Annotated in this window: 15 protein-coding genes; 3 read left to right on the forward strand and 12 right to left on the reverse strand. The window is 64.4% G+C overall.

Annotated elements, in window-relative coordinates:
* Nucleotides 1–607: 607 nt before the first annotated feature.
* From AC1DUR_RS03565 to AC1DUR_RS03610, 10 genes are all read right to left on the reverse strand, one after another.
* Nucleotides 608–733 (reverse strand): hypothetical protein, encoded by a 126-nt coding sequence (locus tag AC1DUR_RS03565; RefSeq protein WP_477721237.1) that lies wholly within the window; start codon nt 731–733, stop codon nt 608–610.
* 39 nt (nt 734–772) lie between these two features.
* Nucleotides 773–1,168, reverse strand: a complete 396-nt coding sequence (locus AC1DUR_RS03570; RefSeq protein WP_477721238.1) for a response regulator — start codon at nt 1,166–1,168, stop codon at nt 773–775.
* Nucleotides 1,169–1,339: 171 nt separating this feature from the next.
* A complete protein-coding gene (locus AC1DUR_RS03575; RefSeq protein WP_477721239.1) occupies nt 1,340–2,362 on the reverse strand; it encodes a class I fructose-bisphosphate aldolase in 1,023 nt (340 codons plus the stop codon).
* Between the two features lie 75 nt (nt 2,363–2,437).
* Nucleotides 2,438–2,644 (reverse strand): DUF6494 family protein, encoded by a 207-nt coding sequence (locus AC1DUR_RS03580; protein WP_477716507.1) that lies wholly within the window; start codon nt 2,642–2,644, stop codon nt 2,438–2,440.
* A 58-nt stretch (nt 2,645–2,702) separates the two neighbouring features.
* Complete coding sequence (locus AC1DUR_RS03585) at nt 2,703–3,182, reverse strand: aminoacyl-tRNA deacylase (protein ID WP_477721240.1); 480 nt, start codon at nt 3,180–3,182, stop codon at nt 2,703–2,705.
* Between the two features lie 201 nt (nt 3,183–3,383).
* Complete coding sequence (locus AC1DUR_RS03590; protein ID WP_477721241.1) at nt 3,384–4,706, reverse strand: TRAP transporter large permease; 1,323 nt, start codon at nt 4,704–4,706, stop codon at nt 3,384–3,386.
* Nucleotides 4,703–5,233 carry a TRAP transporter small permease gene (locus AC1DUR_RS03595; RefSeq protein ID WP_477721242.1) on the reverse strand — a complete coding sequence of 177 codons (531 nt, stop codon included), beginning with the start codon at nt 5,231–5,233 and terminating at the stop codon, nt 4,703–4,705. The genes AC1DUR_RS03590 and AC1DUR_RS03595 overlap by 4 nt, the downstream gene beginning before the upstream one ends.
* Nucleotides 5,234–5,248: 15 nt before the next feature.
* Nucleotides 5,249–6,226 (reverse strand): TRAP transporter substrate-binding protein DctP, encoded by a 978-nt coding sequence (gene dctP, locus AC1DUR_RS03600; RefSeq protein WP_477721243.1) that lies wholly within the window; start codon nt 6,224–6,226, stop codon nt 5,249–5,251.
* A 99-nt stretch (nt 6,227–6,325) separates the two neighbouring features.
* A complete protein-coding gene (locus AC1DUR_RS03605) occupies nt 6,326–7,837 on the reverse strand; it encodes an indolepyruvate oxidoreductase subunit beta family protein (RefSeq protein WP_477721244.1) in 1,512 nt (503 codons plus the stop codon).
* An 8-nt stretch (nt 7,838–7,845) separates the two neighbouring features.
* Entirely contained in the window at nt 7,846–10,032 is a 2,187-nt protein-coding gene (locus tag AC1DUR_RS03610) for a thiamine pyrophosphate-dependent enzyme (RefSeq protein WP_477721245.1), read from the reverse strand.
* A gap of 299 nt (nt 10,033–10,331) precedes the next feature.
* On the opposite strand from AC1DUR_RS03610, the gene AC1DUR_RS03615 reads away from it, so the two are divergent.
* Together AC1DUR_RS03615 and AC1DUR_RS03620 are read left to right on the forward strand one after the other, a co-directional pair.
* Nucleotides 10,332–11,264, forward strand: a complete 933-nt coding sequence (locus tag AC1DUR_RS03615) for a LysR family transcriptional regulator (RefSeq protein WP_477721246.1) — start codon at nt 10,332–10,334, stop codon at nt 11,262–11,264.
* A gap of 365 nt (nt 11,265–11,629) precedes the next feature.
* Nucleotides 11,630–13,750, forward strand: coding sequence for a D-(-)-3-hydroxybutyrate oligomer hydrolase (locus AC1DUR_RS03620; RefSeq protein WP_477721247.1), 2,121 nt, complete (start codon nt 11,630–11,632; stop codon nt 13,748–13,750).
* Between the two features lie 9 nt (nt 13,751–13,759).
* On the opposite strand, the gene AC1DUR_RS03625 is transcribed toward AC1DUR_RS03620, so the two are convergent.
* Both AC1DUR_RS03625 and AC1DUR_RS03630 read right to left on the reverse strand, forming a co-directional pair.
* Complete coding sequence (locus tag AC1DUR_RS03625) at nt 13,760–14,260, reverse strand: aminoacyl-tRNA deacylase (protein ID WP_477721248.1); 501 nt, start codon at nt 14,258–14,260, stop codon at nt 13,760–13,762.
* Nucleotides 14,261–14,502: 242 nt separating this feature from the next.
* Nucleotides 14,503–14,979, reverse strand: coding sequence for an FKBP-type peptidyl-prolyl cis-trans isomerase (locus tag AC1DUR_RS03630; protein ID WP_477716490.1), 477 nt, complete (start codon nt 14,977–14,979; stop codon nt 14,503–14,505).
* Nucleotides 14,980–15,167: 188 nt separating this feature from the next.
* On the opposite strand from AC1DUR_RS03630, the gene ypfH reads away from it, so the two are divergent.
* Nucleotides 15,168–15,791: an esterase gene (ypfH, locus tag AC1DUR_RS03635; RefSeq protein ID WP_477721249.1), complete on the forward strand. Its 624-nt coding sequence runs from the start codon at nt 15,168–15,170 to the stop codon at nt 15,789–15,791.
* Nucleotides 15,792–15,972: the final 181 nt, after the last annotated feature.

Below are 15,972 nucleotides of genomic sequence, written 5' to 3' on the forward strand. Positions count from 1 at the left end.
CTCCGAAGGTATTCATTTTGGAAAATATTTGGTGTGAATATTCACCAGAACGGTTGCCGGGCTGCGGCGGCCGTGTCGATGTGCCAGGGAGCTATTCAGCATGGAAATGGCCGCCAGCCCATAGAGCACGGGTGCATGCAGCTATGAAAATAGTTGCAGCGAGCAACCCATTTGCCAATGAACCTGTTGCCCTGCACCTGCAAGACAACGCTTCATGGCGCGCCGCACCCTGGTGGGTGTTCTGCTCAACGGGCAGCGCCTTGATGTTTCGCCGGGCGTGTTTGAAGGCTGTTGGCCCTCACCCCAACCCTCTCCCAGAGGGAGAGGGGGTAGAGATGGGAATGCTGCGGCTGTGCTCATGGCTTTACTCCTTCTCCCTCTGGGAGCAGGCGGGGATGAGGGCCCGCGGCTTGTGGTGTTTCGCCGTGCTTGTTTGAAGGCCATTGGTCCTGTCTTGCAGACCGCAGCCCAGTCAGAGCCTGGGCTTCTTCGCGCTGTCCAAATGCGCGCGGGCGCATCTGGAGCCGCAGCGCTCAGCCCCTGGCCTCTCCCAGGGGGAGAGGGCGCAAAGGCGGACCGCGGCTTGCCGCGTCTTACTTCCTGCTAATCACCACGGCACCACGGCGCCGCCTGTGCCTTTGGCGCCGGAGTTCTTGCTGCGCATCAGGCTGGGGCTGCCTATGGTCAGGGTGTAGTTGTCGGCGTTGTAGCCGCCGGAGCTGAGCAGGAACACCGGGTCGCTACCCAGTCTTTGCGCGCCGCCCGAATCTGTTTACTGCACGCTCCGGGGAATGCTGGCGAGGTTTTGTGCGTGGCTTCTGCAAAAGTCGACGAGCTTGTCCACGTCGGCGGCTTTGTGAAACACCTCGTCAGCGCCGAGATCCCGGCAATGGTCCAGGATGTTCTTCTGGCTGTGGCTGGTGAGTACGACCACCTTTTGCCAGGGATGGCGCGCCTGGCAAACCTTCAACACACCAAAGCCGGAGCCCTCGGCCAGGAACAGGTCAACAATGGCCAGGTCCCAGTTGCCGTGGTTGGCGCCAAACCATTGTGTGGCCGCCGTTTCACCGTCCACGTGACCCACGAAGCGAAGCGGCGCAAGCTCCTCCATGCCTTCGACCAGGCTGTCGCGGATATCGGCCCTGTCCTCCACAAGAAACACGCTCATCAGCATGACGTTCCTTTTTGTTGCTTTTGCATTCCTCTGGGGAATCGGTCAGGCTATTGCAGGCGAGGCCGGCATGGGATCGGCGCTGCTCGTTTTTGGGTGTAGGTGCTCTCCTACAGATGGTGTTCATCCCTGACGGCTGTTCGGCTTGACGCCAACCGGCGCGCCGGGTCAGTCAACCGTATCCATCGCGGCGTTGTACTGCCCCTGGCACGCTGCGCCGTTCAGTTTGGCGCGCTTGAGCAGTGCGTCCTGGCTGTTGAGCGCATGGGCGGCCTGGCCCTTCCAGGCCTGCAAGGCGGGCTCCTGCAGCGCACGCCCGTACGAGAAGCTCAATTGCCACGGGTGGGGGCCAAGCCGGTTCATGGCATCGAGATTGGCCGTCGCCTCTTCAGGCGTCTGGCCGCCCGACAGGAAATTGATGCTGGGTACTGCCGCAGGCACCGTGCGCCGCAGGACCCGGACGGTCTGTTCCGCCACCTCGGCCGGGGTTGCCTGCTCCGCGTGTGTCTTGCCGGGCACCACCATGCTCGGCTTGAGCAGCATGTGCTCGAGCACGACGCGGTGTCTGTGCAGCGCGTGGAACACCTCGTGCAGCACGGTCTCGGTTACTTCGGCGCATCGCGCCATCGTGTGGTCGCCGTCGATCAGCACCTCGGGCTCGACGATGGGCACCATGCCGCGCTCCTGGCAGATCGCGGCGTAGCAGGCGAGGGCCTCCGCATTGGCCTTCACCGCCAACGGGCTGGGCAGCGTGTCAGAGACGTTGTAGACGGCGCGCCACTTGGCAAAGCGGGCGCCCAGTGCCTTGTACGCGTCCAGGCGCTCTGCGAGCCCGTCCAGGCCCTGGGTGATCTCGTCGCCCGGCGCCCCGGCCAGCGGGATCTTGCCCGCATCGACCTTGATGCCGGGCACGATGCCCTGCAGTGCGGCGCATTGCGGCAAGGGCGTGCCGTCGCGCGCGCGCTGGCTGAGTGTTTCTTCATGCAGGATGATGCCGCTGACGAAGTCGCCCAGCCCCGACGTCGCCAGCAGCAGGCTGCGCCAGGCGCACCGGTTCTCTTCGGTGGATGTCACGCCGATGGTCTTGAAGCGCTTGGCGATGGTCGGACCGCTTTCGTCGGCGGCAAGAATGCCCTTGCCCTTTTGCACGAGCGCTTGCACCGTTGCCTGCAGTTCGCTTTGAGTATTCATGACGACCCCCAACGTTCAGGCGCTCATGACGAGCTATCGGCTAATGACTAATGACTACTGGCTATTGACGATTCACTATTGAAGTGCGATGTCGCCGTCGAACTTGACCTTGAGCTGCACGCCCGCGACCTCGAGGGTCACGGTGGCGGGCAGTGTCTCGGTGCCGGTGATGGCCCCGCTCGCGCGAGCCCGCGCCACGGCCTGCTCGATCTCGTGCTGCGACTTGACGCCTACCATTTTCAAAAACTTGCGGATGCTGAGGTTGAATGTTTCTTCGTCCATCAGGGTCTCCTGTTCTTTCCTGCTTTTTTCTGTTCTTCCGGGTTGGGGTGCCTGCGGGTCAGTGCAGCGGTGTCTTGCAGAAGTGCCCGTGCTGCGCCACGCTCATCAGTTCGTGAAACTGGTCGTGCGACATCCGCAGCAGGCGCTCGTGGTCGCCGCCTTCCATGTAGATAACGTCGTTGGCTTCGAGGTCATCGTCGACGATGGTTTCCATGCCCCAGGCCATGCCAACCGGCGGCACTGCACCCACGTCGCAGTCATCGAACATACTCGCGATGCGGGTTTCATCGGACAGCCGCAATTCCTTGCGGCCCAGCAGCCGGGACAGATGACCCAGCATGACGGTCTTGTCGGCCGGAACGACCGCCATCACGCAGCCGATGTCATCTTCAAGAATCACCGACTTGGCGAGCTGGTGAGGCAGCACATGCGCCGTGTGGGCGGTCTCTGCGCTGCTGTGGCTGGGCTGGTGTGGGTGGATTTCATAGAGCGCGCCGCGCTCATCGAGGTAGCTTGACAGACGTGAGGAAATCGACATGACAGCCTCCTGGTGCAAAGCGACAGGCCATGGTCAGGGCAGCGTCACCGATGAAGCCGCTCGTGCCCGTCAAATGCATACTATGCGCCATGGCGGGCCAGATCGCAAGCCATGCGCGCCTGGCCTTGGATTCCCCCTTTTGGCAGGGGTGGGGGCGGGAAAAGGATGTCGCCGCCTCCCCGATCAGCCCCTCCAGTCAGCTTACCCAATCAGCTGGGGCAGCCAGGTCGCGATCCCGGGAATCCAGAACACGGCGGCCAGCAGTATCAGGCTCATCACCACATAGGGCACCACCGCCATGAAGATATGGCCCATGGTGACGGCCGGCGGGGCCACGCCGCGCATGGTCATGAGCAACAGGCCGTGCGGTGGCAGCAGCAGGCCGAGCTGCATGCAGATGAGGAACATCACGCCAAACCAGACCGGGTCTATGCCCAGCGCCTGCACCACGGGCATGAAGATGGGCAGCGTGATCATCATCATGCTGACCTGGTCGACAAAGATGCCCAGGAAAATCAGCATCAGCATCATGCCGACCACGATCATGCTGGTAGACAGGCCCTGGCCGGTGATGAACTGCACCAGGCCGTTGCTGGCGCCCGAGAATGAGAGGATTTGCGCGAACGTGGTGGCGCCCAGGATGATGAACAAAATCATGCCCGAGATGCCCGCCGTGCCCTTCAGTGCCTTGAGCACGGCGTCCCGCGTCAGCACGCGGTAGCACAAGGCCAGCACCATGGTGGCAAAGGCGCCCAGCGCGGCGCACTCGGTGGGCGTGGCCCAGCCGGCGGCCAGCGCGCCCACCACCACGCCAAAGATCGACAGCGTGGGCAGCACATAGCCAAAGAACAGGCTCCAGCGCGCCCAGCCGCGGTACTGCACCGCGTCGTCTTTATCGACCGGCGCCAGCTGCGGGCTGATGCTGACGCGAATGACGATCCACAGCACGAAGGCGACGGACAAAATCACGCCGGGCACCACGCCGCCAATCAGCAGCTTGGAAATCGAGATGCCCGACAGCGAACCCAGCAGTACGGTCAGCGCCGAGGGCGGGATCAGCATGTCGACCGCGCCAATGGCCATGATGGGCCCGGTGGCCAGGGTCGGGTGGTAGCCGCGTGACAGCATGATGGGCAGCATCAGCGAGCCGAGCATCGCGGTGGTGGCAATGGTGGAGCCCGAGATGGCCGAGAACACCGTGCCGGCGACCACGGCGACCACCGCCAGACGGCCGGGCACATGCTTGATGAGCCGCTCAACGCCTTCGATGACCTTGATGGCCAGGCCGGTGTGAAACAGGATCTCGCCCATCAGCACGAACAGCGGAATCGGCGTCAGTGAAAACGCCGTGACCGAGCTCACGCTGCTGCGCGCCAGCTGCACCAGGCCGGGCTCGCCGCCCATGTAGAGCCAGGCGCCGATGATGTTGATGGTGATGAAGGTCAGCGCCACCGGCATGCCGATGAACAGCAGCACGGTGGAGCCGCCCAGCATCAGCCAGGCGGCAATGCCCCAGGCGCTCATGCTGCACTCACCGCGTCATGGCGCGGGCCGCGCGGGCCGCGCTGCAGCCGGATCATGCGAAAGATCATTTCAATTCCCAACAAAACAAATACCAGCGGCAGCGGCGCCAGCGCCCACCACTCGGGCGTCACCAGCGTCTTGATGTTGACGGCGCCCGACAGGTAGCTGGACCAGGCGGCCTGCGTGCCAAACCAGGCAATCGCCAGGCAGCAGACAAGACCGATCAGGTCGCCCACCCATTCCAGGCTCCAGGCCAGCTGGGGAGGCAGGGCCTGCAAGACGATGTCCACGCGGATGTGCTGGCCCTGGCGCAGCAGCCAGGGCGCTACGCACATGGTAATGAGGTAGAGCATCAGTTCGGAGATCTCATTGCTCCACGCCAGGCCGCGCGGCAGGCCGGGGAAGGGGATGTTGCGCAGCGCCACATCGCCCACAATGATGAACATCATGGCCATCAGGATGGCGCAGCCCAGCAGGGCGAGGCTGGCCAGGAAGCGGCCATAGGCCTCGGACAACGGGTCTATCACGACGGGGCGCGGTGCTTATTTGGAGAACAGCGTTTTAAAGCGCGCAGCCACCTCGGGGCTTTGCTTCATGGCGCCGGCCCAACCCACTTCATAGGCCTTGTCGCGGAAGGCCTTGGACGTGGCGGCATCAAACTTGATGGTCTGGATGCCGGCGGTCTCCTGGCGCGCCGTCTCCACATTGCCGTAACGGGTCCAGAACGTGTTCTCGGCCTCCAGCGCCAGCAATTGCTTTTGCAGGTAGTTGCGCTGCGCATCGGTGAGCTTTTTCCAGGCCGGCAGGTTCATGGTGAGCGATACCTCGGCGTCATAAAAGCCGGGGTCTACGCGGAACTTGGTCTTTTCCTGCCAGTTCAGGTCAAAAATCCCGCCAATGGGCCAGCCGTAGCCATCGACCACGCCGCGCTCCAGCGCGGTGTAGACCTCGCCCGGCGGGGTGGTGACCACATTGGCGTTGAGCGCCTGGAAGAAGTCGCGGTACACCGGCGAGATGCGGATCTTCTGGCCGCTCAGGTCGGGCTTGTCGATCTTCTTGTTGGTGTAGATGTGAAAGGGCTGGTTTTCGACCATGCGGGCCAGGTACTGCGTGTTGCCCTTTTCGTTCCAGACCTTGTTGATGGCGTCAAAGGCGCCGTTCTTGCGCTGCTCGGCCACCGGGATCTGCGTGAGTTTCAGGAAGTCGGCCTCGGGCATGACGTTGGTGTAGAAAGCGCCGGTGTTCATCGCCATGTCCACCACGCCGGTCTTCACCGCATTGCCGGCCTCAAACGTCGGAATGGCTTTGGGGCCACCCAGAAAGTTGATCTGCAGCACGCCCTTGCCCTCGGCGTTGACCTTGGCGATCCAGGGCAGCAGGCGCTGTACATAGATGCCGTTCTCGGGGAAGGCGCTGACGAGCCGCAGCGTGACCTCCTGCGCCAGCGCGCCGGCCGAAAAGCTGGCCGCCAGCAGCAGGGCCAAGGTGGGTTTGAGAACTTTGAGCGTTCGTGTTTTCATGGGTCTTGTCTCCTTATCGGGTTGAAATCGATGATCCGGTCTGCATGCTGCCGCGTCAATGCGTGCTAATCACTACACACTGCACGGCACTACATGGCACTACACCGTGGCCGCCAGCATGTGCTCGAGCGCCTGGCCTGTGTCGTCTGCCAGCGCGGCCTGGCTCAGCGCCTTCAGCTGCGCCGCGCCCTGCGGCATGGCCTGCAGCTGCGGCAGCTTGGCCATGACACGCTGAAAACTGCGCCAGCCGCGCGCATGGGTGTCGCCATAACCTTTGACCAGCCGCTGCGAGCGCGCCACCTCCAGCGCCAGCGCCGGTTGCACGGGCGCCAGGCGGGCGATGGTGGCGAGCCAGTCGCTGATGCGCTGCTGCTCCACCTGGAAGCGCAGCGATTGGGGGCGCAGCGGGCGCAGGGCGGCAATGGTGTAGAGCAGCAGGTAGCCGCGTATGGAGCTGGTTTGCACGATGCGGCCCTTGCGGGTGAAGGGCTCCACGCAGGCGCGTGCCCAGGGCGTGGCCAGCAGCCAGCGGCCGAGGCCAGCCGGCAGGGTGTCGGCAATCTCTTCCACACGTGGATGCAAAAACTCATTGATGCCCAGGTGCTGCGCCTGGCTCAGCTTGACTTCGCCGCCCACGCGGTCAAAGCGCGAGCGCCGGGTTTTCAGGTCAGCCACGCGCACCGTGTCTTCGTAGCTCATCCACAGCGCCAGGTGGCGCGCGGTTTCGTCCAGCAATTCGGCGGCGAGCACGGGGTCTGCGGGCAGGCAGGCGGTGAGCGGCTGCAGGCAGTCCAGGTAGCTGGCGGCGTAGTCCACGTCCTGGTAGTCGGCCGTGCGCACAATGCCGGCGGCCAGCGTGGCGTGGTTGGCCGGCGCAAAGGTTTGTTGAATGCGCCGGGCCAGGGCCGCCAGCCGCGCACCAACCGGCGGCATGGGGGTCGCGGCCTGAACGGGAGGCGCCGCAACGGCCGGTGGCGTCATGGCCTGTTGCGCCACGGCAAAGCCGGCGGCAAAGGCCTTGAGGCTGGACTTCACGCCGACACCGCCGCGCGAGATGGTGGCTTCAAACTGTGCGCGGGTAAACGGCAGGCGCCCGGTGGCGGCCAGCGCGCCGTACAGCGTCGGGCTGATCAGGCTGCCGGTGTCTTCGGCCAGCTGGGCAAAGTCGGCGCTGATGAAGTGCTGGGCAGCGGCACGGCCGCCGTCGAGCAGCTTGGCGGAGCTGACGCGGCCGTCGCCCATCGCGGTGCGCTCGGTCATCGAATACACGCGATGGGTCGACGCAATGAAGGTGGTGCGCCGGGCCGAGACCAGGCCGCGCTGCAGCGCACGGCCGGCTTCCATCAGCTCCGACGCAATCACAATGTCGACTTCGCCCGGCACCGGGCCGAGCGCCAGCACGGGCAGGCGGCCCGCCGGTGCGCCGGCTTCGGGAAACAGCTCCAGGTAGTACACCGTGGCGCCGGTGCGCTGCGCCACGCCGGGCACCGAGGTGGTCTGGGCAAAGTAGCCGTTCTGCTCGGCCAGGTCGACCAGCCAGTCGGCCAGCACGCCGCCGCCTTCGCCGCCCATGGCGAGAATCGCAATGGTGATCGCGCGATCATTGTTCATGGGTGCGTTCATGCGGCAATCCCTTCCAGCCGGCGTTCAATGCGGTTTTGCAGTGCGCCGATCACGGCCGTGCGCAGCCGCAGCTTGAAGCGGTCCCAGGCGGTCGGGTTGTTGATGATTTCGGCGCGGTAAAACGAGGGGCACAGCACCGCAGCATGCGCCACTTCGCCGCACAGGCCGCAGCCCACGCAGCTGTCGATCACCGTGGCAATCGGGTCGCGGCGCAAGGGGTCGGGGTTGGGCTTGATGGTCAGCGAGGGGCAGCCCGACAGGCGTATGCACGAGTGGTCGCCGGTGCAGGTGTCGGGGTCAATGCCAAAGCGCTCGCGCACCACGCGCTCGCCGCCTTCAATCCGCTTGCGGATCTGCGGCTTGACGCGGCGCTGGCGGTTCAGCATGCACTCGCTTTGCGCCACGATGACCTTGGGGCCTTTTTCTTTCGTGGTCAGGGCTTCGCGCAGCACATCGCGCATCTGCGTGAGGCTGTAGGTATTGGTCACTGTTTTGGCCCACTTCACGCCGACGCCGCGCACGGCCTTCTCAATCGGGTTGTTGGTGCTGCGTATCGGGTTGACAGCCTTGGACGAGAGCACGTCCTGCCCGCCGGTGGCGGCCGAATAGCCGTTGTCCACCACCAGCAGCACGTTGTCGGTCTGGTTGAACACCGCATTGCCCACGCCGCTGGTCAGGCCGTTGTGCCAGAAGCCGCCGTCGCCCATCATGGCAATCGTGCGCTTCGACGTCTCGGGGGTGTTGAAGGCCGAGGCGCCGGCCCAGCCCAGGCCGTAGCCCATGGTGGTGGCGCCGATGTTGAAGGGTGGCAGGATGGAAAACAGATGGCAGCCGATGTCGCAGCTGATGTGGTGCTTGCCGAGCTCGCGCTCGATCAGCTTCATCGCGGTGAAGATCGGACGCTCGGGGCAGCCGGTGCAGAACGAGGGCGGGCGGCCCTGCACTTCGTCGGAGGCGGCCTTGATGGCAAAGGCCTTGGGGTTGCCGTCCAATACCGCCAGGCCGCTGGAGGCGGGCCGCGCCGCCGTTGGCAGCTCGCGGCCTTGCAGCAGTGCGGGTGCATAGATGTCGATGAAGCGCGCCACGCCCTTGAGCACCACGCCGCCGGTGTATTCGCCGGCCATGGGCAGCACGTCCTTGCCGTGCACCTTGGTCTGCACATCGGCCTTGCGCAACATCGAGTTCACGCTCTGCTCGATGAAGTCGGGCTGGCCTTCTTCCACCAGCAGTATGCCGCGCTTGCCGGCGCAAAAGCGCTTGAACTCGTCGTCAATCAGCGGGTAGGTGAGGTTGAGCACATACAGCGGCACCTGCGAGTTGCCAAACGCATCGGCCAGGCCCAGCAGCTCCAGTGAACGCAGCACGCTGTTGTACAGGCCGCCCTGCATGACGATGCCGAAGTCTTTGGCGTCTTCCGAGAAAAACTCGTTGAGCTGGTGCTCCTGGATGAACTTCACGGCGGCCGGCCAGCGCTCGGTGATCTTTTCCTGCTCCTGCGCGTAGCTGGCGGGCGGCAGCACGATGCGGCTGGCGTCGCGCTGCGGGTTTTCCATCGCGTCCTTCAGCGTGAAGGACGGCCGCTTGTTGGCCTTGGTGGCAAAGCGCCCGTGCACATGGCAGGCGCGTATGCGCAGCTCCAGCATCACCGGCGTGCGGCTGGCTTCAGACAGCTCGAAGCCCATCTCCACGGCCCGCACAATGCTTTCGAGGTTGGGCCGCGGGTCTATCAGCCAGACCTGCGACTTCATCGCAAAGGCGTGCGAGCGTTCCTGCATGATGCTGGAGCCCTCGCCGTAGTCCTCGCCAACGATCAGCATCGCGCCGCCGGTGACACCGCCCGACGCCAGGTTGGCCAGCGCGTCGGAGGCCACGTTGGTGCCCACGGTGGACTTGAAGGTCACGGCGCCGCGCAGCGGGTAGTTGACGGAGGCGGCCAGCGTGGCGGTGGCGGTGGCCTCCGAGGCGCTGTGCTCAAAGCGCACACCGAGTTCCTGCAGGATGTCGTTGGCGTCGGTCAGCACGTCCATCAGGTGCGAAATCGGCGCGCCCTGGTAACCGGCCACATAGGACACGCCCGACTGCAGCAGGGCCTTGGTGACGGCCAGGATGCCTTCGCCGCGAAACTCGTCACCGTCGCCCAGGCGCAGTTTCTGGACTTCATTGGCGAATGAACGTTCAGCCATGGAAGGCACCAGGTGCGGCGTTCGCCGGAAGAATGGGTTGTTGCTGCATGCGCGTCACGGTGTGTCTCAATGTATGTGTGTCTTTGCGTCTCATGCCACGTCGGGCCGGCAGTTCGTCTGCGGCCGGTGGCATCCGTGTATTGACGGGAATTTACGCAGGTCGAATTCATCCGGCAAATGGATTGTTCAGATGGAGCACATCCATCTGGTGAATAATCCGGGAGAACCCTGACAGGCAGTGATCGGGTATGGATCAGGCCTTGATCAGGGATTGATGAGACATTGTTGGAGACGCCGCCATGAACTTTCGCCAGCTCGACCTCAACCTCTTGCGTGTGCTGGCGGCCATTCACCGCACGGGTTCGGTCACCCTCGCCGGCAAGGCGCTGTCGCTGTCGCAGCCCGCCACCAGCAATGCGCTGGCCCGGCTGCGCGATTTTTTTGACGACGAGCTGTTTGTGCGCGCGCCCTCGGGCCTCAAGCCCACGCGCCTGTGCGAGCAGCTCGCGCCCGCGGTGCTGGCGCAGCTGCTGGCGCTGGAAACCGTGGTCACCGGCCACGAGGAGTTCGAGGCGGCCCACAGCGACATGCACTGGCGCCTGTCGCTGTCGGACCTGGGCGAGATGCTGTTCCTGCCGGCGCTGGCCGGCGCGCTGCGCAGCCAGGCGCCGGGCGCGCGCCTGTCGAATATCTCGGTGGCGGCGAACGATGTGGCGGCCGCGCTGGAGGCGCGCGAGATCGACCTGGCCATCGGCATCCTGCAGCCGCGCCACCGCGGCATACGCACCGAACTGCTGTTCCGCGAGAACTATGTGGCGGTGGCCGCGCCGCAGTGGCGGCCCGCCTCCGGCCGCAGCGGCCGCACCCTGACCAAGCAGCAGCTGGCCGAGGCCGCCTTTGTGGTGGCCTCGCCCACGGCGACGTTTCACGGCAGCGTGGAGCAGATGCTGCTGCGCATGAAGCTGCAAGACCGCATCGTGCTCAGGGCCCGCCACTTCGGCGCCCTGCCCGACCTGGCGCTGACGACCGACCTGCTGTCCATCGTGCCCGAAATGTATGCGCGCAACCTGCGCCAGCGCTACGACTTCCGGGTCTGGGGGATTCCCGGCGCACCCGCCTATGAGGTGCGCCTGGTCTGGCACGGCAGCACCGACAACGACCCGGCGCACCAGTGGATGCGCGCGCTGGTGCAGCAGCTGTTCAGGCGGCCGGTGCGCGCGGATTCGGTGTGAGAGGCTGCGTGAGGAAGGGCTGCGCCTGCCGTAATGCGGACGCCGGTGTCATGTGCGTTTCCGTGCGTTTCTGGTTTGGGCCGGTGCTTCCGAAGCTTGGAGCGTCGCGCAGCCGCCACTTTTTCGGCGTTGTCAACCTCGATTGCCCCGGTAGGTAGTTGTACGGAGTTGAAGGCGCAGGGCTTACCGCCCATCATCAGGCCCTCTCCATCAGGCCGAGCCGATGTGATTCGGGCTGCTGAGGGTTCGCACGCTTGGGTGACAGACTCGCCGAAATAACGGGATGGCCTGGAACCGGTGTGTGTGATGAGTGTGTGATGACTCGATGAATTGCCAGATCAACACAACAACACAATGGGGACGACATGACAACTACAAGCAAAAACTGTTTGACGCTGACGTCTATAGCCGCAGCCGTCGCAGCCGTATTGGTACTCAGCGGCTGCGGGGGTGGTAGCGCAGGTGAAAACATCAACCGCAAGCCGACCTATCTGGGCACGGTGGTGTCGGTCAACTACGACGGCGCCAGCGATGACTTGCTCACCGCAGGTCTCGGCAAAACCGGTCTGGGCGCAACCGCGCCCGTGGCGGCGGATCCCTTGAATCCGACGGCGGCGGAGCTGCGGAGAATTGCCATCTTCAACAACTACCGCGCGCTGCTCGACATCACGGTGGCCGGCGGTTACGGCAGCCTGTATGGGCCCAATGTGGACGCCAGCGGCGTCATCACCACCAGTGAAGGCAAGATTGCCGGCACCGAATACCTGGCCTATTCGGATGATGGCACCGGCAACCAGAACATCACGATGCTGGTGCAGGTGCCTGTCAGCTTCAACCCTGCCAGCCCGTGCATCGTCACGGGCACGTCGAGCGGGTCGCGCGGGGTGTATGGCGCCATCGGAACCTCCGGCGAATGGGGCCTTAAAAATGGCTGTGCCGTGGCCTATACCGACAAAGGCACCGGCACCGGCATGCACGACCTGCAGAACGACACGGTCAACCTGCAAAATGGCGTCCGCGCGACGGCCACGGCGGCCGGCAAGGCCTCGAATTTCACCGCCATCCTGACCAGCGCCGAGCTCGCCGCATTCAATACGGCAACGCCGAACCGGTTTGCCGTCAAGCATGCGCATTCGCAGCAGAACACCGAAAAAGACTGGGGAAAATGGACGCTGCAAGCGGTCGAGTTTGCCTACTTTGTGCTGAATGAAAACTATGGCGCGGTGGCGAAAGACGGCGTGTCGCGCCTCGTCAAACTGACACCCGGCAATACCATCGTGATTGCGTCAAGTGCGTCCAACGGCGCGGGCGCGGCGCTGGCCGCGGCGGAACTCGACACGAAAGGCCTGATCACCGGCGTTGCGGTGGCTGAACCCCAGATCCAGGTGGTGCCTGACGCCCGGCTGAGTGTGAAGCGCGGCGCAAGCACCCTGGCCGGGACCGGAAGGCCTCTGTTCGACTACGCCAGCCTGGGCAACCTGCTGCAGCCCTGTGCAGCGTTGGCATCGCCCACCACGAATGTGTTCAACACGGTCAATACGACCATTGCCACCAACCGCTGCAATGCGCTCCAGTCGAGCGGCCTCATTGTTGGCAACACCACGGCCGAACTGGCCGCCGATGCCATGGCCAGGCTCCTGGCGGCAGGGCATCAGCCGGAAAGCAGTGTCTTGCAGGCGTCGCACTACTCTTTTGCGACACCGGCGGTGGCCGTGACCTTTGCCAACAGCTACGGGCGTTTCAGCGTCAAGGACAACCTCTGCGGTTTCAGTTTTGCGGCCACCGGAGCGGCCGGCTCGGCCACCCCGAATGCGCCGGTGGCCGCCTCCGCCACCGCGCTGGCCACCTCGTTTGGTGCCAGCAACGGCATTCCGCCGACGGTGGGCATCAACATCGTCAACAACAACAGCGTGGGCGGCCCCTTGCTGGATGCCGCCTCGCTGTCTGCCGGCAGTGTGCTGGACTACAACATCGCCGGCGCGCTGTGCCTGCGCGAGCTGTTGGGGGGAAGCAGCGCGAACGCGTTGAAGGTGCAGCAGGGCATCAACGAGGTGTTGCGCACCGGTGATTTGCAGGGCAAGCCGGCGCTGATCGTGCATGGCCGCGCGGATGCGCAGGTGCCCGTGGCCTTTTCATCGCGTCCTTATTTCGGCCGCAACAAGATTGTGGAAGGCGCCAACAGCAGACTGTCCTACATTGAAGTGACGAATGCCCAGCATTTCGACGCTTTCCTGGCATTCCCGGGCTATGGCGAGCGCTTCATTCCCGCGCACCGCTATTTCATCCAGGCGATGGACATGATGTACGCCAACCTGAAGACCGGCGCCGCGCTGCCGGCCAGCCAGGTGGTGCGTACCGTGCTGCGCGGGCTGACGGGTGCGGTGGTCAATCCGATCACGCCGGCCAATGTGCCGCCGATCAAAACGGTTCCGGCGGTGGGCGACCAGATCACCTTTGCCAACAACGTGGTGACGGTTGCCGATTAAACCTTCAGGTTAAAAACTCGCTGCCCGGCCCCAATGCGCCGGGGCCTTGCTGAACTGGCCGTGCCGCTGCGAACTCATCAGCGCGTGGAACTGGTCGTGCGACATGCGCAGCAGGCGTTCGTGGTCGCCGCCTTCCATGTACACGGCCTCGCACGCCTCGAGTTCGTCATCGACGATCGTTTCAATACCCCAGGCCATGCCGACGGAGGGCACGGCACCGGGTTCGCAGCCTTTGAACAGCGTGGCAACGCGTTCTTCATCGGCCAGCCGCAGTGACTTGCGGCCCAGCATGCGCCCAAGCTCATCCACCATCACGGCCTTGTCGGCAGGAATGACAGCCATCACGTAGCCCAGGTCGTCTTCAAGAACGACCGACTTGGCCAGGTGATCGGGTATGACGTTGGCGCTGCGGGCTGTTTCCGCACTGGTGCGGCTGTGCGCGTGCGCAAGAATCTCATAGCGCGCACCGCGCTGGTCGAGGTAGTTGGCTAGAGTCGAGGGAATGGACATGGCAGCCTCCGGGAGTAAATAGACCTTCCTGGGCCTTTCGGGGCCACGCAGCGCAGCGGCCCGTGCAGGTTCCATTCAGTCTAGGCCGAAAAATACCGCATTGCCAGTGGGGTTGCAGGCTGCCCGGCTCATCAAACGGCATCTTCCCAGGCGCTTGATGGGCCAGGCAGCCCGGTCATGAACTGGGTCGACTTCAGGCCCGTTCCTCGTTCCTGTCAGCAGCGCCGTGGCGCCGGAACGGGTCAGTGATGGTGGCCGTGCTCGCCGTGCACATGGCGGTGCGCAATCTCTTCTTCGGAGGCGGCGCGCACGTCGGTGACCTTCAGCGTGAAGCGCAGGGCCTTGCCGGCCAGCGGGTGGTTGCCGTCCAGCATGACGACGTTGCCCTTGATTTTCATCACGTGAAACAGCTGCTCCCGGCCGTCGTCGCCGCGGCCTTCCAGCTGTCCGCCGACCTTGACGCCGGGCGGAAATTCAGACTTGGGGATGGTGCGCACCAGGCTTTCGTCGCGCAGGCCGAAGGCGTCCTCCGGCTGCAGGTTCAGCGTGACCTGGTAGCCGGGCAGCTGTCCGTCCAGGGCTTCCTCGATCTTGGGCAGGGTGTTGCCATAGCCACCATGCAGGTAGACCATGGGTCCCGAGCTTTCCTCGACGAGCTTGCCTTGGGCGTCGGCGACTTTGTAGTTCAGGGTGACGGCGGTGTTTTTTTCGATTTTCATGATGAGTGCTTTCGGGGCTTCAGGGCGCCGCATCGGGCTGGATGCTTCATGCGTCAATGGGTAATCTTAGCAATGATGGCTTACCCGCAGGCGCTGGACGCCGGGGCCTGTCGGGTCTGACAATAGCGATTCAACAACAACCCTTCACCGGACGGTCCGGCTTGTCGCCTGCCCGTCCGGTCCTTGCCATGAATCTACTGGACATCGAAACCATCGAGCTGCTGTCGGCGGCGGCATCGCCCCGGCCGCTGTTTGTGCTGTTGCACGATGAAGGCGGTGTGGCCGCCGACATGCTCGCCATGGGCAACCTGCTGGGCGATGCGTTTGCCGAGGCCGCCGTGTTGATCCCCGAGGGGCTGGTGGGCCCGCTGGGTACGGGCAACGGCCACGGCAGCCTGCCGGCGCGGGTGGAGGCGCTGGCCGCCTATTTGCGGAGCCAGCAGCAGCGGTTTGACGTGCTGCAGTCGGACACGGCGCTGGTCGGTTTCGGCGCCGGCGCCACGCTGGCCCTGGCCTTTAGCGACGCCCACGATGGCTTGGTGGGGCGCGTGCTGGCGTTTGGCGGCAGTTACCAGGTCTGGCCCGACAAGGCGCCCGCCCTCACCACGCTGCACCTGCTGCACGGCCAGAACGACCCGGTGGTGCCGGTCAGCGTCGCACGGCACGGCTTTGACCTGCTGATGGCCCTGAATGCCGATGCCACGCTGGACGTGGCCGCCTCCGTGGGCCACGAGTTGCATCCGGCGCTGATGGACCAGGCCGTGACGCGCCTGCAGACCTGTGTGCCACTGCGGCACTGGCGGGCGGTGTAAACGGCTCTGGTGACTCCGGGGCATTTCTTAAGCAAATAATGCCTGCAAGCCGCGCAGAACGAGCGTAACAAGCTCCTAAATTAATAGCAATGGCTTTGCGCCGCGACTAACCGTGAGAGCTCTTTAATCAAGCAGGGGCCGCGGGACTGGCTTTGCCAGACCGCAGGCGCAGCGGCCCCCT

Source organism: Polaromonas sp. P4_F4 (assembly GCF_056401355.1).